This is a genomic window from Nocardioides solisilvae (assembly GCF_003194625.1).
Lineage (GTDB): Bacteria > Actinomycetota > Actinomycetes > Propionibacteriales > Nocardioidaceae > Nocardioides > Nocardioides solisilvae.
In genome coordinates this window covers 655,905-678,163 of sequence record NZ_QHKX01000002.1, presented here as the reverse complement: position 1 = coordinate 678,163, position 22,259 = coordinate 655,905, and the positions used below count along the sequence as shown (strand labels likewise).

General features: G+C 74.9%; 17 protein-coding genes. 12 read left to right on the top strand and 5 right to left on the bottom strand.

What is annotated here, in order from left to right; translation table 11 throughout:
- Positions 1 to 2: 2 nt before the first annotated feature.
- Entirely contained in the window at positions 3 to 1,559 is a 1,557-nt protein-coding gene (locus DNK53_RS09245) for a leucyl aminopeptidase family protein (RefSeq protein ID WP_110181979.1), read from the top strand.
- Positions 1,560 to 1,569: 10 nt separating this feature from the next.
- Positions 1,570 to 1,923: a hypothetical protein gene (locus DNK53_RS09240; RefSeq protein WP_110181978.1), complete on the top strand. Its 354-nt coding sequence runs from the start codon at positions 1,570 to 1,572 to the stop codon at positions 1,921 to 1,923.
- A gap of 9 nt (positions 1,924 to 1,932) precedes the next feature.
- On the opposite strand, the gene DNK53_RS09235 is transcribed toward DNK53_RS09240, so the two are convergent.
- A complete protein-coding gene (locus tag DNK53_RS09235; protein ID WP_110181977.1) occupies positions 1,933 to 2,571 on the bottom strand; it encodes an O-methyltransferase in 639 nt (212 codons plus the stop codon).
- A gap of 160 nt (positions 2,572 to 2,731) precedes the next feature.
- Between DNK53_RS09235 and sigE the strand changes: the two genes are divergently transcribed.
- From sigE to DNK53_RS09220, 3 genes are read left to right on the top strand one after another with little or no spacing between them, the layout of a single operon-like run.
- The gene (gene sigE / locus DNK53_RS09230; protein WP_239456445.1) at positions 2,732 to 3,319 is read left to right on the top strand and encodes an RNA polymerase sigma factor SigE; all 588 of its coding nucleotides are present in this window, start codon (positions 2,732 to 2,734) and stop codon (positions 3,317 to 3,319) included.
- Positions 3,316 to 3,831: a hypothetical protein gene (locus tag DNK53_RS09225; RefSeq protein WP_110181976.1), complete on the top strand. Its 516-nt coding sequence runs from the start codon at positions 3,316 to 3,318 to the stop codon at positions 3,829 to 3,831. Before sigE ends, DNK53_RS09225 begins: the two co-directional genes overlap by 4 nt.
- Positions 3,828 to 5,243 (top strand): S1C family serine protease, encoded by a 1,416-nt coding sequence (locus tag DNK53_RS09220; RefSeq protein ID WP_110181975.1) that lies wholly within the window; start codon positions 3,828 to 3,830, stop codon positions 5,241 to 5,243. Before DNK53_RS09225 ends, DNK53_RS09220 begins: the two co-directional genes overlap by 4 nt.
- Positions 5,244 to 5,253: 10 nt before the next feature.
- Here the strand turns inward: DNK53_RS09220 and DNK53_RS09215 are convergent, their stop codons facing one another.
- Positions 5,254 to 5,499 (bottom strand): helix-turn-helix domain-containing protein, encoded by a 246-nt coding sequence (locus DNK53_RS09215; protein WP_110181974.1) that lies wholly within the window; start codon positions 5,497 to 5,499, stop codon positions 5,254 to 5,256.
- Between the two features lie 135 nt (positions 5,500 to 5,634).
- Here DNK53_RS09215 and DNK53_RS09210 point away from each other — a divergent pair, with 135 nt between their 5' ends.
- The gene (locus DNK53_RS09210; protein ID WP_162599854.1) at positions 5,635 to 6,288 is read left to right on the top strand and encodes a flagellar biosynthesis protein FlgA; all 654 of its coding nucleotides are present in this window, start codon (positions 5,635 to 5,637) and stop codon (positions 6,286 to 6,288) included.
- A 4-nt stretch (positions 6,289 to 6,292) separates the two neighbouring features.
- The gene (locus tag DNK53_RS09205; RefSeq protein WP_110181972.1) at positions 6,293 to 7,594 is read left to right on the top strand and encodes a CpaE/TadZ family protein; all 1,302 of its coding nucleotides are present in this window, start codon (positions 6,293 to 6,295) and stop codon (positions 7,592 to 7,594) included.
- Here DNK53_RS09205 and DNK53_RS09200 read toward each other — a convergent pair.
- Positions 7,557 to 8,876 (bottom strand): hypothetical protein, encoded by a 1,320-nt coding sequence (locus tag DNK53_RS09200; protein WP_110181971.1) that lies wholly within the window; start codon positions 8,874 to 8,876, stop codon positions 7,557 to 7,559. The two genes, DNK53_RS09205 and DNK53_RS09200, sit on opposite strands and share 38 nt — an antisense overlap.
- Position 8,877: 1 nt before the next feature.
- On the bottom strand, positions 8,878 to 9,321 hold the full coding sequence (locus DNK53_RS09195) for a hypothetical protein (RefSeq protein ID WP_110181970.1): 444 nt from the start codon (positions 9,319 to 9,321) through the stop codon (positions 8,878 to 8,880).
- A gap of 77 nt (positions 9,322 to 9,398) precedes the next feature.
- Here DNK53_RS09195 and DNK53_RS09190 point away from each other — a divergent pair, with 77 nt between their 5' ends.
- From DNK53_RS09190 to pruA, 3 genes are read left to right on the top strand one after another with little or no spacing between them, the layout of a single operon-like run.
- The gene (locus DNK53_RS09190; RefSeq protein ID WP_110181969.1) at positions 9,399 to 10,904 is read left to right on the top strand and encodes a WS/DGAT/MGAT family O-acyltransferase; all 1,506 of its coding nucleotides are present in this window, start codon (positions 9,399 to 9,401) and stop codon (positions 10,902 to 10,904) included.
- The gene (locus tag DNK53_RS09185; protein WP_110181968.1) at positions 10,901 to 11,272 is read left to right on the top strand and encodes a DUF6912 family protein; all 372 of its coding nucleotides are present in this window, start codon (positions 10,901 to 10,903) and stop codon (positions 11,270 to 11,272) included. Before DNK53_RS09190 ends, DNK53_RS09185 begins: the two co-directional genes overlap by 4 nt.
- 27 nt (positions 11,273 to 11,299) lie before the next feature.
- Entirely contained in the window at positions 11,300 to 12,928 is a 1,629-nt protein-coding gene (gene pruA / locus DNK53_RS09180; protein ID WP_110181967.1) for an L-glutamate gamma-semialdehyde dehydrogenase, read from the top strand.
- A gap of 223 nt (positions 12,929 to 13,151) precedes the next feature.
- Here the strand turns inward: pruA and DNK53_RS09175 are convergent, their stop codons facing one another.
- Positions 13,152 to 13,637, bottom strand: coding sequence for a DUF2505 domain-containing protein (locus DNK53_RS09175; protein ID WP_110181966.1), 486 nt, complete (start codon positions 13,635 to 13,637; stop codon positions 13,152 to 13,154).
- A 74-nt stretch (positions 13,638 to 13,711) separates the two neighbouring features.
- Here DNK53_RS09175 and DNK53_RS09170 point away from each other — a divergent pair, with 74 nt between their 5' ends.
- Together DNK53_RS09170 and DNK53_RS17745 are read left to right on the top strand one after the other, a co-directional pair.
- On the top strand, positions 13,712 to 18,628 hold the full coding sequence (locus DNK53_RS09170; RefSeq protein WP_110181965.1) for an NAD-glutamate dehydrogenase: 4,917 nt from the start codon (positions 13,712 to 13,714) through the stop codon (positions 18,626 to 18,628).
- A 93-nt stretch (positions 18,629 to 18,721) separates the two neighbouring features.
- Positions 18,722 to 22,231 carry a PT domain-containing protein gene (locus DNK53_RS17745; RefSeq protein ID WP_204163831.1) on the top strand — a complete coding sequence of 1,170 codons (3,510 nt, stop codon included), beginning with the start codon at positions 18,722 to 18,724 and terminating at the stop codon, positions 22,229 to 22,231.
- The last annotated feature ends 28 nt before the right edge of the window (positions 22,232 to 22,259 follow it).

Genomic DNA, 22,259 nt, shown 5'->3' with positions numbered 1-22,259 from the left:
CCATGCGCCCCGCCGCCGCCCTGCCGACGCAGGTCTCGCCCCCGGAGTTCGCGCTCTCCGCGCACGCGCCGCACGAGATCGGCGGGGTGGAGTGCTGGGCGTTCCCGGTCCTGCCCGGTGACGGCGACGGGCCGGTGCAGCTGGGCCCGGGTGCCGAGCAGGCGGCCGAGCTCCTCGGCCGCGACCTGCTCGACATCCTCGAGTCGGCCCGGGCGACCGGCCGGGTGGGCGAGGTGACCACCCTGCCGGTGGCCCACGACGACCACCCCGACCTGCGCCTGGTCCTGCTGGTCGGCGTCGGCGCGCAGACCGCCACCGACTTCCGCCGGGCCGGGGCGAGCCTGGCCCGGGCGGTCAAGGACCGCAGCAGCGTGGCCACCACCCTGGCGGCCATCGCTCCCGAGGGCGTGCTGGGTGCCGTGGTGGTCGGCGCGATGCTCGGCTCGTTCGGCTTCCACTGGCGCGGCGACGGACCCGCCGAGCAGCCGGTGCGTCAGGTGGTCCTCGCCGGGGTGCCCGGCAGCGACGACCGTCGGGTCGAGCTCGACCGGGCGCTCGCGCTGGGCGGCGCGGGCTGGCGGGCGCGGACCCTGGCCACCGTCCCCTCCAACCTGAAGAACCCGCCGTGGCTCGCCGAGCAGGCGCGGGTGCTGGCCGACGAGGCAGGCCTCCGGGTCACCGTCTGGGACGAGGAGCGGCTGGCGGCCGAGGGCTTCGGGGGCATCCTCGCCGTCGGCGCGGCGTCCGACACCCCGCCGCGCCTGATCCGCCTCGACTACCGCCCGGAGTCCGCCGGCGACGACGTGCCCCACGTGGTCCTGGTCGGCAAGGGCATCACCTTCGACACGGGCGGCCTCGACATCAAGCCCGCGCAGGGCATGACGACGATGAAGCGCGACATGACCGGCGGCGCGGTCGTGCTGGCCACGATGGCGGCGCTGGCCGACGTCGGCTGCCCCGTCCGGGTGACCGGGCTCGTGCCGGCGGCCGAGAACGCCATCAGCGGACGCGCGATGCGCCCCGGCGACGTGGTGGTGCACCACGGCGGCCGCACCTCCGAGGTCAACAACACCGACGCCGAGGGACGCCTCGTCCTGGCCGACGCGATGGCCTACGCCGTCTCCGAGCTGGCTCCCGACGTGCTGGTCGACGTCGCGACCCTCACCGGCGCGATGAAGGTGGCCCTGGGTCAGCAGACCGGCGGCTTCTTCGCCAACGACGAGGCGCTGGCCACGGCGATCTCGGCCGCGGGCGAGGAGTCGGGCGAGCGGGTGTGGCGGATGCCTCTCGTCGCCGACTACGAGGAGAAGCTCGCCTCCAAGGTCGCCGACGCCGACAACGCCGCCGGGGGAGCGGGCGCGATCACCGCGGCCCTCTTCCTGCAGCACTTCACGGGTGACGTGCGGTGGGCCCACCTGGACGTCGCCTCGGTGGGCGACGCCCCCGAGGAGCGCTTCGAGTGGACGACGGGCCCCACCGGCTTCGGCGCCCGTCTGCTGCTCACGTGGCTCGGCGGCGACGACCCCGTCGGCGGCCTGACGGCCACGGGTCGGGGCTGAGGGGCCCGGCATGCGCGGGCTCACCGTCCGGTGGTCCCTGGCCGAGGCGGCCCCGGCGGCCGGCGACGAGCTCGCCCGGCACGTCGCCGAGTCGTCGTTCGCCCGCTGCACCGGGATGACGGGGCTGAGGTTCACAACCTGGCGGGTGCGGCCCGGCGAGTGGTTCGAGAGCTCCTACGTCTTCGTCGACGAGGCGGCGCGGAGCGCGTTCGAGACCGAGCTCACCGGGAGCGTCGCGGAGTCGCCGGTCTCGCGGATCGTGGGCTCCGGGCCGGTGCTCGTCGAGCCGTGCGACGTGGTGGCGGTGGCGGAGGGCTGGGAGGGGTTCGAGGCGACCCCGGGCCGGGGCGCCACCGGGGCCTGAGCCGCGGGCTCAGTCCTCTCCCGCCCACTCCTTCTTCGCCAGCAGCAGCCCGTCGCCCACGGGGAGCAGGACCGGCACGAGGGACTCGTGCTCCGCGACCTGGCGCCCGAGCTCGCGGATCGCGACGGTCTCCTCGTCCCGCTGGGCGGCGTCGGCCACGCGGTCGTGCCACAGGGCGTTGTCGAAGGCCACCACGCCGCCGGGGCGCAGCAGCCGGAGCGCCTCGCGCAGGTAGGCGGAGTACTCGCGCTTGTCGCCGTCGCAGAAGACGAGGTCGTAGTGGCCGTCGGTGAGCCGCGGCAGCACGTCGAGGGCGGCGCCGCTGATCGTGCGCGCCCGCTGCGGGGGGATGCCGGCGTCGGCGAAGGTCTCCTTGGCGAGCCGCTGGTGCTCGGCCTCGATGTCGACGGTGGTGAGCACGCCGTCGGGGCGCATCCCCCGCAGCATCCAGAGCCCGGAGACGCCGGTGCCGGTGCCGATCTCGACGACGGTGCGGGCGTCGAGGACGGCGGCCAGGAAGCGGAGGGCGGCGCCGCCGCCCGCCCCGATCGGCGTCACCCCGACCTCGTCGGCCCGGGCGCGGGCGGCGCGGAGCACGTCGTCCTCGGCCACGAACTGCTCGGCGTGGTTCCAGCTGGCGGGCTTCATGGGCGGGACTCTATCGCGTGGGGCGGGAGCTCCCGCGGGGGAATGCCGGCCCCTGCTCACAGGTTCCTCTCAGGCCGGGAACCTAGGCTGTTCCCCGAGCGTCGGAGAGGGTGTGAACCCGTTCCGGCCCGGCCCTCGTCCCCGACCCCAGGAGGTCCCCGTGGAGAGCTCGACGGAGGCCGTGCCCACCTGGGACGAGATCGTCACCCGCCACTCCGACCGGGTCTTCCGGCTCGCCTACCGGCTCACCGGCGACCGCCACGACGCCGAGGACCTCACGCAGGAGGTCTTCGTCCGGGTCTTCCGCTCCCTCGACACCTACACGCCCGGCACCTTCGAGGGGTGGCTCCACCGGATCACCACCAACCTCTTCCTCGACCAGGCCCGGCGTCGCCAGCGCATCCGCTTCGACGCCCTCTCCGACGAGCGGGCCAGCCGCCTGACCTCGGCGTCCCCGGCCCCCGAGGCGGCGTACGCCGACCGCACCTTCGACGACGACGTCGAGCGGGCGCTGGCGACGCTGCCGCCCGACTTCCGGGCCGCGGTCGTGCTGTGCGACGTCGAGGGCCTCTCCTACGAGGAGATCGCCGAGATCATGGGTGCCAAGCTCGGCACCGTGAGGTCCCGGATCCACCGCGGGCGCTCCCTGCTCCGCAAGGCGTTGGCGCACCGCGCGCCCGGGGAGGGACGCGAGCGGTACGCGGGGCCGGCCACCGAGCCCCTGCCGATGCTCAGGAGCGGCGCGTGATCGGCCACCTCGGCAGCCGGGTGAGCGCGCTCCTCGACGGACACCTCGCCGCCGACGAGGAGGAGCGCGCCTGGGAGCACGTGCACGCCTGCCACCCGTGCCGCGACATGGTGGAGCGGGAGGGCTGGGTGAAGACCCGCCTGGCGGAGATGACCCACTGCGCCCCTTCCGGATCGCCCGGCGTGGAGGAGTCGCTGCGCCGCTCCCTGCTCGCGATGGCCCCCGACGGGGCCTCGCCGATGCAGCAGCACCTCGCCTGCGCGACCCGTGACCGCGGCCGTCCCCGTCCGCGCCACCTCGTCGCCCTCGGCGGCGGCGCCCTTGGGGTGGCCGTGGTCGGCGTGCTGGCGCTCGGCTCGGTGCCGGCCAACGCGCCCCAGACGGAGCGGCGCGGCCCGGTCACCAGCCTGGTGCCGTCGAGCCCCGGGCCCGACCAGCGGCCCGGCGGCGGGCCGACGTCGCGCACCTCACCGCTGCGTCCTCAGGGTCTGCGCGCGACACTGTTCCCGTGAACCACGACCACACGGGGGAGGGCGGTCCCGCCGCGGCGGACGAGCCGCGGGACGTCGACCCGACCGTGCCCCTCGCCCTGCCGCCCGACCTGGCCCCGCGTCCCGACCTGGCCCCGCGTCCCGACCCTGCGCCGCGTCCGTCCGCCGGGCCCGGCCCGTTCCCCGGCCCGGTCCCGGCCGGTCGGTGGGGGCCCCTGCCACCGGCGGGGCCGCAGCCCGGTCCGCAGCCCGGTCCGCAGCCCGGTCCCCAGCACCGTGCCCCCGGGGGGCCGTTCGGTCCGCTGGGTCCGCTGGGTCCGCTGGGTCCGCTGGGCCAGTCGGGTGCGCGCCCTGCGGCGGGCGGGGCCCCGGGGTGGGTCTGGCCGGCCGTCACCGCCCTGGCCCTCGTCGTCGGCCTCGCCGGCGGTGCGCTCGGGGGCGCGCTCTACGAGTCCTTCGAGCTCGGCGGCTCGGGTCTCGAGCCCGCCACCGTCCGGACGGCTCCGCCGCTGGCCACGGGCAACCGGTCGGTCGCCGCGGTGGCCCAGGAGTTGCTGCCCAGCACCGTCCAGGTGCTCGCCGGCGCGGCCGGGGCGGGGGCGACCGGCTCGGGCTTCGTGCTCGACTCCGAGGGCCACGTCGTGACCAACCAGCACGTGGTGGCCGGGGCGGACGACGAGGAGCTGCGGGTGGTCGACGCCGAGGGTCACAGCCACGACGCGACGGTGGTGGGGGCGAGCCGCGTCTACGACCTCGCCGTCCTCCGGGTCGACGGCGTGGAGCACCTGCGGGCGGCGAGCCTCGGCGCCTCCGAGGCGCTCCTCGTGGGTGACCCGGTGGTCGCCTTCGGGGCGCCGCTGGGACTGAGCCAGACCGTGACGGCGGGCATCGTCAGCGCCCTCGACCGTCCGGTCACCACGGGCGAGAGCGACGACGAGACGTCCTTCATCAACGCGGTCCAGACCGACGCCGCGATCAACCCGGGCAACTCGGGCGGACCGCTCGTCAACCTCGAGGGCCAGGTGGTGGGGGTCAACTCCGCCATCGCGACCACCGGCGGTCTGCTGCGGGAGGCCGGCAACATCGGCGTGGGCTTCGCGATCCCGATCGAGCAGGTGCGCATCACCGCCGACCAGATCCTGCGCACCGGCGAGGCGCGCTACCCCGTGATCGGGGCCAAGGTGCAGACCGGCGGCGCCGGCGGGACCTCCGGGGCCAGGATCGACGAGGTGGCCTCCGGGACGCCGGCCGCCGACGCCGGGCTGCGGCCCGACGACGTGGTGGTCGCGGTCGACGGCGACCGCGTCACCGACGGGATCGCCCTCATCGTGCGGATCCGCACCCACCAGCCCGGGGAGACCCTCGAGCTCACGGTCGTGCGCGACGGCGAGGAGCGCACCGTCTCGGTGGTCCTCGACTCGGAGGTCGGCTGACCCGCCGGCCTCAGTCGGTGGCGCCCCGGGAGTCCGCCTCGACGAACGGGTGCTCGTCGACGAACTGCCGGGTCTCGGCGTACATCTTTTCGATGAAGCTCTCGAGCTGCGCGTGCTCGACCCGCCACTGCCCGCGGCCGCCGATCTTGATCGCCGGCAGCTCCCCGCGGCGGACCAGGGCGTAGACCTGGGCGCTGGAGGTGTTCAGCACCTCCGCGACGTCGGCGAGGGTGAGGAAGCGTGGCGTGCCGGGCATCCTCCCATCGTGCCACCCGGGACCGCCCGTCACCCGCAGGAGGGGCCGACCTGTGGAGGAGGCGTGGCGTCCGGGGCCGCCCTGTCTGTGGACGGAGCGGCGGGCCGGGGCCCGGGTCGCGGGAGGATGTGGGCCGTGCTCACGACTCCTCCCGCCGAAGACGTGCCGGTCGCCCAGCGCTCCACCCGCGCGGGGTGGCGGGACCCCAGGCTCTGGGTCGGGGTGGCCCTCGTCGGGGTCTCCGTGGTCGTCGGGGCCCGCGTGGTCGGCGGCGCCGACGAGACGGTGCCGATGTGGGGCGTGGCCGACGACCTGGCCGAGGGCCAGGAGGTGGGGCCGTCCGACCTGGTGGCCCGCCGTGTCCGGTTCGCCGACCCGTCCGACGCCCGGCGCTACTACGCCACCAGCGAGGAGCTGCCGCCCGCGCGGCACCTGCTGCGCGGGGTCGCCGCCGGGGAGCTCCTGCCGCGTGCGGCGCTGGGCTCCCCCGACGAGGGGGTGCCGCACGTCTCCGTCTCGGTCCCGTCGGTCCAGATCCCGCCGGCGGTCGGTCCCGGCTCGGTGGTCGACGTGTGGATGATGCCCCCCGAGGGCGCCGGCGACGGGAGCAAGGCGCGGCTCGCGGTCGCCGACGTGCGGGTGGTCGAGGCGCCCCGCACCTCCGGCGACCTGGGCCTGGCCGGCCCCGACCGGCAGCTCGTGCTGGCCGTGCCCGACGACGGCGACACCCTCGCCCGGGTCCTCACGGCCAGCGGCGAGCGGCGCCTCATGCTGGTCGGGCGAGGCTGAGGTCGTGGTCTGCGTCCTCGTCCTCGCCAGCGGGGCGCCCTGGGAGTCGGCCGCGCTCGGCCACCTCGCCGACGCCTCGGGGGTGGTGGTCCTCAAGCGCTGCGTCGACGTCGACGACCTGATGGCCACGGCCGCGACGGGGCAGGCCGACGTCGCGGTCGTCGCGCTGGAGGCCCCGGGCCTCGACGCGTCGGCGGTCGCCCACCTGCGCCGGCACGGGGTGCGGCCCGTCGCCGTGGTCGCCGACCCGGGGCGCGACGACGTGGCCGCCCGCCTCGCCCGGCTCGACGTGCACGTGCGGGTCGCCGCCGCGGAGGTCGGTCACCTCCCGGCCGCCGTGCTCCGTGCCGAGGACCTCGGCGACACCCGGAGCCGCTCCGTGGCGGAGGACCCGTCGGGCGGCCCCGCCCTCGGCCCGGTCGCCCCGCCCTCGGCGGGTGGGGCGCCGCCCGGGCGGCGGGTCGTGGCCGTGTGGGGGCCGCCGGGTGCGCCGGGGCGGACGACGCTGGCCACGGCGGTGGCGGCCGAGCTCGCGCGTCGCGGCCGGAGCACCCTGCTCGTCGACGCCGACCCGCACGCCGCCTCGGTCGCCCAGCACCTGGGCGTCCTCGACCAGGTCTCGGGGGTCCTGTCGGCGGCACGGCTGGCCCAGGCGGGGACGCTGCCGACCCGCTTGCCCTCCGCGTGCCGCGCGGTCGCTCCCCACCTGGAGGTGATGACCGGGCTGCCGCGGGCGGACCGCTGGGTCGAGGTGCGACCCGGGGCGCTCGCCGAGGTGGTCGAGGAGGCGCGCGCGTGGCGCGACGTCGTCCTCGACACCGGCGCCGACCTCGCGGTGGAGGCGCTGGCCGGCCAGGCCGGCCAGCGGAACGCGATGACCCTGGAGGCGCTGGAGGCGGCCGACGAGCTGCTCGTGGTCGGTGCCGCCGACCCGGTCGGGCTCTCCCGGCTCGCGCGCGGCCTGGTCGAGGTCCGTGAGGTGGTCGGCACCACGCCCGTGCGCGTGGTGGTCAACCGGATGCGCTCGTCGCTCGGGTGGTCGGAGGCCGACGTGGCGGGGATGGTCCAGGGGTTCGCCCGGGTCGCCGGGCTGCACTTCCTGCCCGACGACCGGGCCGGCGCCGACCGGGCCCTGGTGGCCGGCCGGGCGGTCGGCGAGGTGGGGGAGTCCGCGCTCTCGCGCGCGGTCTCGGGCCTGGTGGACGCCGTGCACCCCGCCAGCTGCGCCCCGGGCGCCGGGGGAGCCGGCGGGAGGCTGGCGCAGCGGTTCAGGCGGCGAACAGCAGGTACAGCCCTCCGGCGGTGAAGCCGACCATCGCGAGGAGCAGCGGCAGCTGCCCGGTGAGCTGGTGCCGGCGGGGCAGCAGCCGCACCGCCCGGTCGTGGGCGGCGACCACCCCGAGCACGTGGCCGAGCACGACCCCCAGCACCTTGATGTTGGCCAGCGTCGTGGGGTGGTAGGAGAGCCAGCGGTTCACCTCGAGGTCCGCGGTCCCGAGCAGGTCGTCGCCCCGCGAGAGCGGGTCGCTCATCTGGACCAGCGTCACCTGCCCGTACTCCACGAGGTAGGAGAGGTAGTGAGCGGCGATGTAGCCCACGATGATCGGCACCATCGAGTGCGCGAAGAGGCCGGGGAGCGCCGACCGCCGGACGTCGTCGCCCACCCCGGTGGCGGCCGTGGCGGCCGTGAAGACCAGGCCGACGCCCACGCAGAAGGCGAGGAGCGCCAGGTTGCCGAGCAGGGCCGCGTCGACGTCGCTGGACTGCACGAAGCGCAGCCACGGCGGCGACTCGCGGAACGAGTCGAAGCCCGTGCTGCCGAAGAGCACGGCGACTACCCCCACCAGCCCCGGGCCGACCGGCGTCGTGGCGAGGTTGGCCAGGGGGGAGCGGACCACCAGGCGGCCGTCCTCGCGACCCCAGACCGAGAGCCGGGCCACCAGCGAGGAGTAGACCTCGAAGGGGTCGGCGCGCTCGAAGAACCGGTCGCCGTACAGCGCCCCGCCCAGCAGCATCAGCGCGACGTACACCGCGACCCAGAGCCGCACCGTCCCGAGCTGCGTGGAGTCGGGGTGCACCAGCTCGAGCCAGACGAAGGCGTAGAGACCCACGGCGGCCGGCCAGTAGCCGAGGCGCTCGGGGTAGTCGCGCAGCCCGCGGGAGGGGTCGGACCCGGTGAGGCGGGCCAGCCCCGCGTGCAGGGTGCGGACCGGGCTCAGGGCCTTGTACGCCGGCCCGACCAGCAGGCTGAGCGGCACGATGCCGACCCACAGCAGCACGTAGAACATGCCCAGGGCGGGGTTGATGACGAGGTTCTCGCCCAGCACGGCGGCCAGCAGGAACCAGCCGAAGAACGCCATCCCGACCACGCGCACCGCGACGGCGAACCACCGGGAGCCGACGGCGCGGTCGAGCGCGGCCGGCGCGGGCCGGCCGGGGCGGTCGTCGAACCGCGGCTCGCGCCACGCCAGCGCCAGGACGCTGAAGGAGACCACCAGGGCCGCGACCGCGCCGGCCATGGCCAGCTCGGGGGAGATGGGCAGGTCCTTGGCCCCGCCCAGGCCGTGGGCGAGGAGCTCGCGGTCCACGTCAGCGCACTTCGAGCTGGAGCACCACGAGGTCGGGGTCGTGCGACTCGACCTCGACGACGCCCGGCTGGTCGATGACCAGCTCGTGCTCGGTGGTCCCCTCGGTGAAGGCGATCTCCTGCTCCGGGGTGGAGTGGACGTGCAGCTCGCCGGCCCGGTCGGCCGTCACCTCGACGAGGACCGGCTCGCCCGCGGCCACCTCCACCCGCTCGCCGGCGGGGTCGATCGAGTCGCCCTCGATGGTCACCCGGATCGGCTCGGCCTCGGGGGCGGCCTCGTCCGTGGGCTGCCCGCCGTCGGGGGAGGAGTCCTGCGAGCCGGTGGTGCCGCCCGTCGTGGTGTCGCTCTCGGCGTCGTCCCCGCAGGCGGCGAGCCCCAGGAGCGCCAGGCAGGCGACGGCGGCTCCGGTGGCGACTCGCAGACGGGGACGGATCGGGGCAGACATCTGGGCGTTCCTCCTCGGGGTGGGGTCCTTCTGCCAGAATCCCATGCGATGGCAAGGGCGAGGACGGAAGGGCACACATGAGCGAGCGGCTGCGGCCGCGGGACCTGGCGTTCCTCGCCACGGATTCGCCTGCGACACCGATGCACAACGCGACGCTCGAGGTCTTCGAGCCCGGGTCCCGGGGGTTCGACTACTCCCACGTCCTCGAGCTCATCGCCGAGCGGATCTCCTACGTGCCGCGCTACCGGCAGCGGCTGCAGTCCGTCCCCGGCCGCCTCGCCAACCCCGTCTGGGTCGACGACCAGGAGTTCGACCTCAGCTACCACGTCCGCCGCTCGGCCCTGCCCCGTCCCGGGACGATGGCCCAGCTGCGCGAGCTCACGGCCCGCATCGTCTCCCGGTCGCTGGACCGCAACCGGCCGCTGTGGGAGGTCTACGTCATCGAGGGGCTCGCCGAGGGACGGGTCGCGGTGCTGGCCAAGTCCCACCAGATCCTCGTCGACGGCGTCGAGACCGTCGACCTGGGCCAGGTGCTGCTCGACGTGGACCCCCAGCAGGAGCCGCTCGGCCACGACGAGTGGCGTCCGGGCCGGGCTCCCACCCCGGCCTCGCTCGTCGCGGGGGCGGTGCTGGAGAGCCTCGAGTCCCCGCGGACGCTGGCGGCCACGGTCCGCAGCAACACCAACGCGCTGCTCCGCAGCGCGGCCGACGCCCGGCAGCGGGTCGGCCACGTCGCCGGCGCGCTCTCCAACCGCCGTCCCGTCCCGGAGTCCCCGGTCAACGGGCCGCTGTCGCAGCAGCGCCGGGTGATGACGGTGGCGACCGACCTCGCCGACTACCGACGGATCCGCCGGGTGCACGGCACGAGCGTCAACGACGTGGTCCTGGCCACCGTCACCGGCGCCCTCCGCGGCTGGCTGATGACCCGCGACGAGGGGCTGCACGGCCTCAAGCGGCTCAAGGCCGTCGTGCCGATGTCGGTCATCGACCACGAGCTCGAGGCCACGTCGCTGGGCACCCAGGTCACCGGCTACGAGGTCTTCCTGCCGATCGGCGAGCCGAGCCCCGTGGTCCGGTTGCTCCAGGTCAGCTATGCCTTCCACAGCCACCGCGAGACCGGCCTGGCGGTGGGCGCCCAGCGGCTCGCCGGGATCGCCGGCTTCGCCCCGACCACCTTCCACGCCCTCGGCTCCCGGGTGGCGGCCCAGGAGCTGCGGCGCGGCTTCCACCTCTCGGTCACCAACGTCCCGGGGCCCCAGTTCCCGCTGTACGCCGCCGGCGCCCAGATGCTGGAGAGCTACCCGGTGCACCCGCTGCTCCCGGGCCACGCGCTCGCCATCGGCGTCACCTCCTACGACGGCCGGGTCTTCTACGGGATCACCACCGACCGCGACCTGCTCCCCGACGCCGACGTGCTGGGGCAGTGCGTCGTCGAGGCGCTGGAGGAGCTCAAGGACTCCGCCAGCGACTCCCGCCCCCGCGCCCCGCGCGGGCGGCGCAAGGGCGCGGCGACGACCGGGCGCACCGGGCCGAGGTCCGGGACCCGTGGCTCCGGCTCCCGGGGCACCGAGGGGGACCGGTGAGCGCCCGGCTCTACCTGCCCACCACCGTCGCAGGCCTGCGCACGCTGGTCGACGAGGGCGGGCTGCCGCCGTCCGCCGTCTCGCCCGACGGCCCCGTCCGGGCCGAGGCCGACGACGAGGAGTCGGAGTACGCCGCCCTCATGACCGCGGCGGACCTCTCGGCCGCCCTCTGCGTGGCCCGCGGCCTGCCGGCCGTGCGGCGGGTCGTGGTGGTCGTCGAGCCCGCGACGACGGGGGCGCCCGGCGCCTCCTTCGGCCGCGCCGAGGTCGCGGCGGTCCACCTCGACACGGAGGACCGGGCTGCCGACGCGGACCCCGACGACGACCTGGCCTGGTTCGCGCCCGAGGAGCTCGAGCACCTGCTCTGAGCGCCCGCGGCGGGCTAGTGTCGCGGGATGGACGCCACCACCCGATCCCCGGCCCCGGTCAACGAGCCCACCCTGTCCTACGCCCCCGGCACCCCCGAGCGGGAGGCCCTGCTCGCGGAGCTCGCGCGCCAGGAGGGCGAGCAGCGCGAGCTCGTCGCCCACGTCGGCGGCGAGCGCCGCTCCGGCGGCGGCCCGGAGACCCGGGTCGTGCAGCCGCACGACCACCAGCACGTCCTGGCCACCTTCGCCGGCGCGACCGCCCGCGACGCCGAGGCGGCCGTGGCGGCCGCCCGCGAGGCCGCCGGCCCGTGGCGGGCGATGCCGTTCGACGAGCGCTGCGCGATCCTGCTCAAGGCGGCCGACCTGCTCGCCGGCCCCTGGCGCCAGCGGCTCAACGCCGCCACCATGCTCGGCCAGTCCAAGACGGCGCAGCAGGCCGAGATCGACTCCGCCTGCGAGCTCGTCGACTTCTGGCGGTTCAACGTGCACTACGCCAAGGAGCTGCTCACCGAGCAGCCCGTGGCCCAGGCGCCGGGCGTGTGGAACCGCACGGACCACCGGCCGCTGGAGGGCTTCGTCTACGCGATCACGCCCTTCAACTTCACCGCGATCGCCGGCAACCTGCCGACCGCGCCCGCGCTGATGGGCAACACCGTGCTCTGGAAGCCCTCGCCCACCCAGCAGCTCGCGGCCAGCCTCACCATGGAGCTCCTCGAGGAGGCGGGGATGCCGCCGGGCGTGGTCAACATGCTGCCCGGCGACGGGCTCGAGGTCTCCCGGGTGGCGCTCGTCCACCCCGACCTCGCGGGCATCCACTTCACCGGCTCGACGGCGACCTTCCAGCACCTGTGGCGCACGGTGGGGGAGAACATCTCCTCCTACCGCGCCTACCCGCGGATCGTCGGCGAGACCGGCGGCAAGGACTTCGTCGTCGCCCACCCGTCGGCGGACCCCGACGTGCTCCGGGTGGCGCTCGTGCGGGGCGCCTTCGAGTACCAGGGGCAGAAGTGCTCGGCGGCGTCGCGGGCCTACGTGGCCCGGTCCGTGTGGGAGAAGGTCCGCGACCAGCTGGTCGCCGACGTGGAGGCGCTCTCGGCCGGCGACGTCACCGACCTCTCGCACTTCATGGGCGCGGTGATCGACCGCCGGGCCTTCGACCGGCTCTCCGCCGTGCTGGAGCGGGCCGCCGCGACCGACCACCTCACCGTGCTGGCCGGCGGCACGGCCGACGACTCGGTCGGCTGGTTCGTCCGTCCCACGGTGGTGGAGTCGACCGACCCGGAGGACCGGATGTTCGCCGAGGAGTACTTCGGCCCGGTGCTCGCCGTCCACGTCTACGAGGACGACCGGTTCGAGGAGGTCGTGCGGCAGATGGAGTCCTTCGCGCCCTACGCGCTGACCGGCGCCGTCATCGCCCAGGACCGCGCCGCGATCACGTGGGCCGGCGAGCAGCTCCGTTTCGCCGCCGGCAACTTCTACGTCAACGACAAGCCCACCGGCGCGGTGGTCGGGCAGCAGCCCTTCGGCGGCGGACGGGCCTCGGGCACCAACGACAAGGCGGGGGCCGCGCTCAACCTCCAGCGGTGGACCAGCCCGCGGTCGATCAAGGAGACCTTCGTGCCGCCGACCTCGATCGGCTACCCGCACATGGGCTGACCTCCGGTCCCCGCAGGGGGAGGGGGACAATGGGTGCATGCCCGACCTGCTCGCCCTGCCCGTGCTGACCGGCCTGCCGCTGCGTCCGGCGTTCCACATGGGTCCGCTGCACGCCTACGAGCAGGCCCTGGTGCTGGTGCTGGCCTTCGGGCCGTTCGTGCTGCTCGGCGCGGTCGTGTGGTGGCGCAGCCGGCAGGACCGGGCGGAGGCCGAGGCCGGCCCCTCAGGAGCCGCCGAGGTGGGCCAGGCCGACCCTGTTCTCGACCTGCAGCGCCTTGAGGACGAGGTCGTGGACGAGCCCCTCCAGACGGCCCCCGAGGAGGGGGATCCGCACCGTGACGTCGAGCGAGACGGTCTCGGTCGTCGTCCCTCCTGACTCGGTGAGCACCGCCGTGCCGGAGATCTCTCCCGGCTTGCCAGGGATCTCCACGCGGTAGTCGGCGCGCTCGTGGTCGTGCCAGGTCTCGACCTGCACCACCTCGATCCGCTCGCCGACGACCTTCGCGGCGAACGACGGGATGCCGCGCGCCTCCTGCACCCGCGCCACCCGGACGACCGTGGTGGCGCCCCCGGGGTCGACGCTGACGTCGTGGCTGACCACCCGCTGCTCGACGCAGACCCGCTCCCGGAAGGCCGGGTCGCGCAGCATCGCGGCCACGTCCTCGAGGGGGGCGGGGTAGGTGAGCTGGTGGGTGAGTCGCTTCGTCATGGGGCCATCATGCCGGGACGCGTCGACCCCGCCCTGTGTTGTGTGGGTCACACCGGTGTGCCTAGGGTCTGGTCGTGGCCGGGGACCTGGAGGAGAAGAAGTCGGACCTGCTGGCGGCGGCGGCCGCCCTGGTGGGGGTCGAGGCCCCCGACGGGCCGGGGGACGGGCCCGGCGGCGTCGTCGCGGGCGACCCGGCCCTCCTCCACGCCTACTACCGCCACGTCGCCCCCGAGGACGTCGTCGAGCGGCAGCCCGGCGACCTGCACGGCGCGTGGGCCAGCCACCACCGGCTGGCCGGCACCCGGCCGCAGGGGCGCGCGGTGCTCCGGGTGGAGACGCCGGTGGCCGAGGAGGTCGGCTGGTCGGCGACCGGCCACTCGGTGGTCGAGATCGTCACCGACGACATGCCGTTCCTGGTCGACTCCGTGACCATGGAGCTGACCCGGCTGGGCTCGGGCGTCCACCGGGTGGTCCACCCGCGGTTCGAGGTCACCCGCGACCTCAACGGCGGGCTGCAGTCCGTCGGCCCCGTGGACGAGACGACCCACGTCGAGCCCGACCCGACGTCCGGGGCGTGCGTGGAGTCGTGGATGTACGTCGAGATCGACCGGGTGGTCGACCGTGACGAGGCCGCGGCGGTGGAGGAGAACCTCCACCGGGTGCTGCAGGACGTGCGCGACGCGGTCGAGGACTGGGACCGCATGCAGGCCGAGGCGGAGCGGGTGATCGGCGGGCTGGAGACCGACCCGCCCGACCTCCCGGCCGACGAGGTCGCGCAGGGGCGCGAGCTGCTGCGCTGGCTCGTCGACGACCACTTCACCTTCCTGGGCTACCGCGAGTACCGCCTGGAGACCGAGGGCGACGACGCGCTGCTGCGGGCGGTCCCCGGGACCGGGCTCGGCATCCTCCGGGCCGACCCCGACATGACCGGGGGCGGCTCGCGGCTGCCGGCGATCGCGGCCCGCAAGGCCTCGGAGCGGACGCTGCTGGTGCTGACCAAGGCCAACTCCCGCGCCACGGTCCACCGGCCGGCGTACCTCGACTACGTCGGGGTGAAGACCTTCGACGCCGACGGGCGCGTGGTGGGGGAGCGCCGCTTCCTCGGGCTGCTGTCCAGCCGCGCCTACGCCGAGTCCATCACCCGGATCCCGCTGCTGCGGGAGAAGGCGGCGACCGTGCTGGAGCGCGTCGGCTTCGACCGGCGCAGCCACGCCGGCAAGGAGCTGATGGACACCCTCGAGCACTACCCCCGCGACGAGCTCTTCCACACCCCGGTGGCCGAGCTGGTGCCGATCGCGGAGTCGATGATGCACGCCGGCCAGCGCCGGCAGCTGCGGGCCTTCCTGCGCCGCGACACCTACGGACGCTACGTCTCCGCGCTCGTCTACCTGCCGCGCGACCGCTACAGCACCGCCGTCCGGGAGCGGTTCGCCGCGATCCTGCGCGAGCAGCTGGACGGCGAGCACGTCGAGTTCACGGCGCGGGTCAACGAGTCGGTGACGGCCCGGGTGCACTTCGTCGTCCACCCCGCGGCCGACCACGCGGTGACCGACTTCGACGCGGCGGCCATCGAGCGCCTGCTCGTCGAGGCCTCGCGCTCGTGGCGCGACGACTTGCGCAGCGAGCTCGTCGCCCGCTGCGGGGAGTCCCGGGGCGCGGAGCTCGCCCGCCGCTACGGCGCCGGCTTCCCCGAGGCCTACAAGGAGGACTTCTCCCCGGCCACCGCGGCCGAGGACGTGCTCCGGCTCGAGGGGCTCGAGCAGCTGGAGGGCGAGGAGGGGCTCGACCTGGTCCTGGTGGCCGACGAGGACGAGGACCGGCGCAGCCAGGCGCGGCTCAAGGTCTTCCGCGTCGGCCCGCCGCTCTCGCTGTCGGAGGTGCTGCCGACCATCTCGTCGCTGGGGGTCGAGGTGGTGGACGAGCGGCCCTACCAGCTCGAGGGGCTCGGCCGGACCACCCACGTCTACGAGTTCGGCCTGCGCGACGACCGCCCCGCCGTGGAGCACGCCGCCCCCCTCGCGGTCGAGACGCTGCGCGCGGTCTGGGCCGGCCAGCACGAGGGCGACGGATTCAACGCGCTGGTCCTCTCGGCCGGCCTGGGCTGGCGCCAGGTGATGGTGCTGCGCGCCTACGCGCGCTACATGCGGCAGGGGAACGCGCCGTTCTCCCTGACCTCCATCCAGCACGCGCTGCTGGGCAACCTCGACATCGCCCGGCTCCTGGTCCAGCTCTTCGAGGCGCGCTTCGACCCGGGGCGCGAGGGGCTCGACGCCGACGCCGAGGCGCGCACGAGCCTCGTCGCCGTCGTGGAGGAGCGCCTCGAGGCGGCGCTGGACGACGTGGCCAGCCTCGACCACGACCGGATCCTCCGCTCCTACCGCACGCACGTGCAGGCGACCCTGCGGACCAACTACTTCCGCCCCGAGGACGACGACCCCGAGGCGGGTCCGCGGCCCTACCTGTCGCTCAAGCTCGACCCGTCCCGGATCCTCTCCCTGCCCGAGCCGCGGCCGGCCTACGAGATCTTCGTCCACTCGCCCCGCGTCGAGGGCGTCCACCTCCGGTTCGGCAAGGTGGCCCGAGGCGGGCTGCGCTGGTCGGACCGGCGCGACGACTACCGCACCGAGGTGCTGGGCCTGGTGAAGGCGCAGATGGTCAAGAACACCGTCATCGTGCCGGTCGGCGCCAAGGGCGGGTTCGTGGCCAAGCAGCTCCCCGACCCGGGCGACCGCGAGGCGTGGCTGGCCGAGGGGGTGGCGTGCTACCGCCACTTCATCCGGGGCCTCCTCGACGTCACCGACAACCTGGTCGACGGCCGGACCGTGCCGCCGCCCTCGGTGGTGCGGCACGACGGGGACGACTCCTACCTCGTGGTCGCCGCCGACAAGGGCACCGCGTCGTTCTCCGACGTCGCCAACGAGCTCTCCCGCGACTACGGGTTCTGGCTCGGGGACGCCTTCGCCTCGGGCGGCTCGGTGGGCTACGACCACAAGGGGATGGGGATCACGGCCCGGGGCGCGTGGGTGTCGGTGCAGCGCCACTTCCGCGAGCGCGGCATCGACTGCCAGGCCGAGGACTTCACCTGCGTGGGCATCGGCGACATGTCGGGCGACGTCTTCGGCAACGGCATGCTCTGCTCCGAGCACATCCGCCTCGTCGCGGCCTTCGACCACCGCGACATCTTCCTGGACCCCGACCCCGATGCGGCGACGTCGTACGCCGAGCGCAAGCGCCTCTTCGGGCTGCCGCGGTCCAGCTGGCGCGACTACGACGCCTCCCTGATCTCCGAGGGCGGCGGGGTGCACTCCCGCGACAGCAAGTCGATCCCGGTCAGCGACGCCGTCCGGCGGGCGCTGGGGATCGAGGACGACGTCGACGCCATGGCGCCGTCCGACCTCATGCGGGCGATCCTCACCGCCCCGGTCGACCTGCTCTGGAACGGCGGGATCGGGACCTACGTGAAGGCGCGCTCCGAGAGCCACGCCGACGCCGGCGACAAGGCCAACGACGCGATCCGGGTGGACGGCGCCGACCTGCGGGCCGCCTGCGTCGGCGAGGGCGGCAACCTCGGCTTCACCCAGCTCGGGCGGATCGAGTACGCCAAGGAGGGCTGCGGCGGGGACGGCGGGCGGATCAACACCGACTTCATCGACAACTCCGCCGGGGTCGACACCTCCGACCACGAGGTCAACATCAAGATCCTCCTCGACAAGGCGGTGGCGGACGAGCAGCTGGAGGCCGAGGCCCGCAACGCGCTGCTGGCGGAGATGACCGACGAGGTCGCCGCGCTGGTGCTGCGGGACAACTACGAGCAGAACCTGGCCCTCGCCAACGCGGCGGTCCAGGCCCCGGCGATGCTCCACGTCCACGAGGACTGGATGCGCGACCTGGAGGCGCGGGGCGTGCTCAACCGCGAGCTCGAGGCGCTGCCCGACCGCAAGGAGGTGCGCCGGCGGATCGAGCGCGGGGAGGGCCTCACGCTGCCCGAGCTCTCGGTGCTGATGGCGTGGACCAAGATCGTGCTGGCCGACGAGCTGCTCGGCACCGAGCTCCCCGACGACCCCTACCTGACCCTGGACCTGATCACCTACTTCCCCCAGCGGATGCACCAGGACCACCGGGCCCAGATGCTGGCGCACCCGCTGCGGCGCGAGATCATCACCACCCAGGTGGTCAACGACCTGGTCAACGGGGCGGGCATGACCTACTGGACCCGGCTGGGCCGGGAGACGGGGGCGAGCGCCGCCGAGCTGACCCGGGCCAACTTCGTCGCCCGCGAGATCTTCGGCTCCCTGGCGCTGCGCCGCGAGCTGGAGGCGTGGGACAACCGCCTGCCGGCCGGGCTGCAGACCCAGATGCGGCTCGAGATGCGGACCCTGGTCGAGCGGGCCTCGCGGTGGCTGGTGACCCACCGGCGTCCCCTGCGCAGCGAGGAGCTGGTCGACACCCTGAGCGTCCCCGTGCAGCGGGCGATGGCCACCCTGCCGCAGCTGCTCACCGGACGCGAGCTGGCGGCGTTCGAGGGGCGCCGCGACCGGCTCGTCGAGCACGGGGTGCCCGAGGAGCTCGCCCAGCGGGTCGCGGTGCTGCCCACGAGCTATGCCCTGCTCTCGGTCGTGGAGACCGCGCAGCGCGAGTCGCTCGACCCCGACGACGTGGCCCGCGTGCACCTCGCGCTGGGCGAGCTGGTCGGGCTCCCGTCCCTGGTCCAGCGGATCCAGCAGCTGCCGCGCGCGGACCGGTGGCAGACCATGGCCCGCGCCGCGCTGCGCGACGACCTCTTCTCGGTGCACGGGGCGCTCACCGCCGAGGCGCTGGCCGCCGCGGAGGGCTCCCCGCAGGAGCGGGTCGCGGCCTGGGAGGCGCGGCACCCCGACCTGGTCCGCGACTCGGTGCAGGTGCTCGAGGAGATCGTCCTCGACGACGAGGCCGACCTGGCTCGGATGTCGGTCGCGCTGAGGGTCGTCCGAGGGCTCCTCGCCCGCGGCTGAACGGGCGAGAGGTCATCCTGCGGGATGACTGGTGTCCCGGAAGGCGTGCGACGAATCCTCCTTGTTGCGTAGGCATCATCAGTAGTTCGACGGATGCCTGCGTCGTCCCCCCGCTGGTTCGATGTCGCGACGCCGTCGCCCGACGGCGTCGCGACACGGGGGAAGAAGAACAAGACGATGCATGCTGCAGGCAAGTTGATCAGCGGCGCCGCACTGGCGCTGCTCACCGGCACCGCGGGCCTCGCGGTGCCACCGGCGGCCTCGGCCGCCACCGGCGAGGTCCGGCTGTCGGCCGCGGCCGTGGACACGATGCTCTTCGTGGCCGGCGACCAGCGACGGCTCACCGAGGAGCCCACCGAGGCCGTGCTGGAGCGCGTTCTCCAGGAGATGTACGCCCAGCGCCCGACGCTCGCCACCGACAGCGCGGTCGGCGAGGTCGAGCGGTTGCGGGCCGCGCTGACGCCCGTCCCGCTCCCGGCGGCGAGCAGCGGCAACGAGCAGGTGCTCGACGCCCTCGCCGACCTGGCCGCGGCGGCCCCGAGCGGCGCCACCGGCGCCGCCGTCCGCGCGGTCGTCGAGGAGACCCTGGCCGGAGCCCGCGACCACGGGGTCGCGGGCCTGCGGATCACGCCCTCGGTGGACGGGCTCGACACGCTCGTCACCGAGGCGCTCGACCCCGAGGTGCTGCTCGTGGACAGCCTGGTGACGGGCCGCTCCAACGAGGCCTTCGCGGCGGCGCGCGACGCGCTCTTCGAGCAGGCCACGGGCCAGCACCTGCTGGCCGACCTCGACGAGCGGCTGGCCGACCCGGACCTGGCTCCGGCGGCGCTGATCACCGACCGGATCGCCGAGGACGGCACGCTGGTCGTCGACAAGCAGGCGGTCGTCGACGCCGCGGTCGACCAGCTCCAGGTCGCCACGACCGCCCAGGCCCAGGCCCAGACGGCGCTCGACGCGCTGGAGGACGAGAAGGACGAGCTGGTCCTGGTCCCGCCGGCCGAGCTGCCGACCAGGGAGCAGGAGCTCGAGGCGCTCAAGAAGCAGGTCAAGGAGCAGGCCGAGACCCGCAAGGAGGTCCTCGAAGGGGCGCAGAACCTCGCCGGCATCGCGGTCTGGATCATCGGCACGTTCGACAGCGAGCTCGCCGGTCAGGTCGAGTCGGTCGCCGACACCGTGCTCGGGGTGGCCGACAAGGTCAACGACCTCGTCGGTGTGGTCTCGTCCGCCGCGCTGAACGTCGCCACGGGCAACTACCTGGGGCTCGTCAAGGACGCGCTGGGCCTGCTCACCGGGCTCGACGGGCTCTTCGGCGCGGGGTCGGGCCCGAAGGCCGACCCCGTCAAGGCGGCCCTCGCCCGGCTGGGCGAGAACCTCGAGCAGCTGCACGAGGACATGAACGAGCGGTTCGACCGCGTCGACCAGGCCCTCAACCAGGTCTACGCCACGATGATGGAGCGCTTCGACGAGCTGATGACCAAGATCGACGGCGTCGCGGCCGACGTGCGCGGGGTCTTCGACGAGCTGGTCCGCCAGCAGGCGGCCATGGACCGGATGGAGCAGCGGCTCTACGGTGCCATCAAGGACGCGGCCGACCGCGACCTCAACGTCGCGGTCAACACGGCCATCGGGTGGCGCGAGCGCTCCCAGGGCGGCGCACCGATGGACAACACCGAGTTCCTCAAGTACGCCGGGCTCTTCCACTCCTGGACCCAGACCAGCGCGCAGGACCGGGTGGCCCTCGTGCCGGACCCGCGGGACTGGACCGACCCCGACGGCCTGGTCGCCGAGGTGGCGCACCCGCTCGACACCAACGTCGACTTCGTGCGCCTCTACGGTGCCCGGAAGTTCAACCTCCCGGCCCTCGGCAACGACCGGATCGCCAACCCGCGGGACTGGGCCGTCGCGGCCCGGGCCTACTCCCAGCTGCTGCTGGAGAACCCGCAGTACAGCACCCCGGGGATCCGCACGTGGCTCGCCGAGGTCGAGGCGAAGGGCCGAGCGATCTCCCAGACGCTCGGCAGGCTCGGCGCGCAGGACACCGACCAGCGCACCGGCAGCACCCTGCTCAACCGGCTCCTCGACCTCTACCTCGAGCGCTGGAGCGAGCTGGACGCGCTGACCGACGGGGTCCGCGACGGGGTGGTCGACGACGCCGTCTTCACCGGCGACCTCTTCGGCGGCCCGGAGCAGGCGCCCGTCGGCGTTCAGCCGGTCACCACGGCGTGCCAGAACGACGCGCTTCCCCTCGGGGTGGGCGCGACCTACGCCGACCGGATGCCGCACGCGGTCGGGAACGCCTGGAAGATGGGCCTGGGCGAGGCGCGGGTCTGCGTCGGTGCCGAGTGGGTGGACCGCTCCGAGCGGACCATCAACCGCCCCAGCGGCCTGTCGGTGACGACGTACTCGGGTCGGCTGGAGACCACCGCGACGTGGACCTTCCAGCCGATGCGGGACGGCCGGCCCGACGGCGGGGCCGTCCTGCTCTCCACCGGCACCCGGACCGGGTCCGCGGAGACCATCTGCCAGGACACGTGGGACGACGACGCCTTCGACAGCACCTGCGACACCCAGATGGCCGACCCGTGGTGGAACATGCGGAGCAGGTGGAGCGGCGCGCTCAAGGACTCGCTCGCCTGGACCGACCACGAGGCGGGCCGCCGCGCGGTCGCCGACAAGGTGCAGCAGTGGCTGGTGGCCCGACAGAAGGACTACTACGCCGAGGTGCTGCGGCGGCTGGACGCCCCGAGCTCCGACGTGGCCCGCGCCGCCCGCCGGGTGACGGCGGTCCGGGAGCTGGTCGCGCTGCACGTGCACGCCGGGATGCCGCGGGCCGTCGAGCTCGACGGCACGCTCCGGGGGCTGCTGCAGGGCAGCGACCCGCTGCCGGGCGAGGGTCGCGACCGGGCGTTGAGCACGGCCTGGGGCCGCGCGGCGGTCGAGCCGCCGGCCACCGACCTCGGGGGCATCCTCGACAGCCGGGCCAGGGAGCGCGCCACCGCGCTCGAGCAGCGGCTGCGCCAGCACGTCACGGGCGGCACCGGCGGTCTCTCGCTGCTGGTGGAGACCACCCGGGACCGGGCGACGCTGGTCGGGTTCGTCCTGGCGGGTCCGCGGCCCGAGGAGTCGACCCAGGAGCCGACGCCCACGCAGGAGCCCACGCCCACGCCGACGCCCACGCCGACGCCGACGGGCGGGCCCACGCCCACCCCGGCGCCGAGCCCGACCCCGGCACCCACCCAGGGGCCGACCGGGCTGCCGACGCCGGCGCCCACGCAGGCGCCCACGCAGGCGCCCACGCAGGCGCCCGTGCCCGGCCTGGTCCTCGGCAAGGTGGGCAAGGCCTCGGAGAGGGCGCTCCTGTCCGGGGCGTGGCGGCTGCGGCTCACGGCGCCCGCGGGCAAGGTGACCCTGCGGCTGCTCGCGGGCAAGGTGCTCGTCGCCAAGGCGGCCGGGAAGACGTCCCGCACCGGGGCGGTGACCCTCGGGCCGAGGGCCACCCGGGCCGGGCGCGCCCTCGTCCGCCGCCGGGGTCCCCTCAAGGTGAGGCTCGTCGTCACCGGTGCGGGCGGCGTGGAGGTGACGCGCACGCTCCGGCTGCGCTGAGTCGACATCGTGGTGGTTCCGACGCACC

Coding starts and splice junctions, on each gene's coding strand:
- DNK53_RS09190 (WP_110181969.1), top strand. CDS start 9,399: ATGAGCGAGCGGCTGCGGCCGCGGGACCTGGCGTTCCTCGCCACGGAT.
- pruA (WP_110181967.1), top strand. CDS start 11,300: ATGGACGCCACCACCCGATCCCCGGCCCCGGTCAACGAGCCCACCCTG.
- DNK53_RS09245 (WP_110181979.1), top strand. CDS start 3: ATGCGCCCCGCCGCCGCCCTGCCGACGCAGGTCTCGCCCCCGGAGTTC.
- DNK53_RS09195 (WP_110181970.1), bottom strand. CDS start 9,321: ATGTCTGCCCCGATCCGTCCCCGTCTGCGAGTCGCCACCGGAGCCGCC.
- DNK53_RS09175 (WP_110181966.1), bottom strand. CDS start 13,637: ATGACGAAGCGACTCACCCACCAGCTCACCTACCCCGCCCCCCTCGAG.
- DNK53_RS09235 (WP_110181977.1), bottom strand. CDS start 2,571: ATGAAGCCCGCCAGCTGGAACCACGCCGAGCAGTTCGTGGCCGAGGAC.
- DNK53_RS17745 (WP_204163831.1), top strand. CDS start 18,722: ATGCCTGCGTCGTCCCCCCGCTGGTTCGATGTCGCGACGCCGTCGCCC.
- DNK53_RS09240 (WP_110181978.1), top strand. CDS start 1,570: ATGCGCGGGCTCACCGTCCGGTGGTCCCTGGCCGAGGCGGCCCCGGCG.
- DNK53_RS09215 (WP_110181974.1), bottom strand. CDS start 5,499: ATGCCCGGCACGCCACGCTTCCTCACCCTCGCCGACGTCGCGGAGGTG.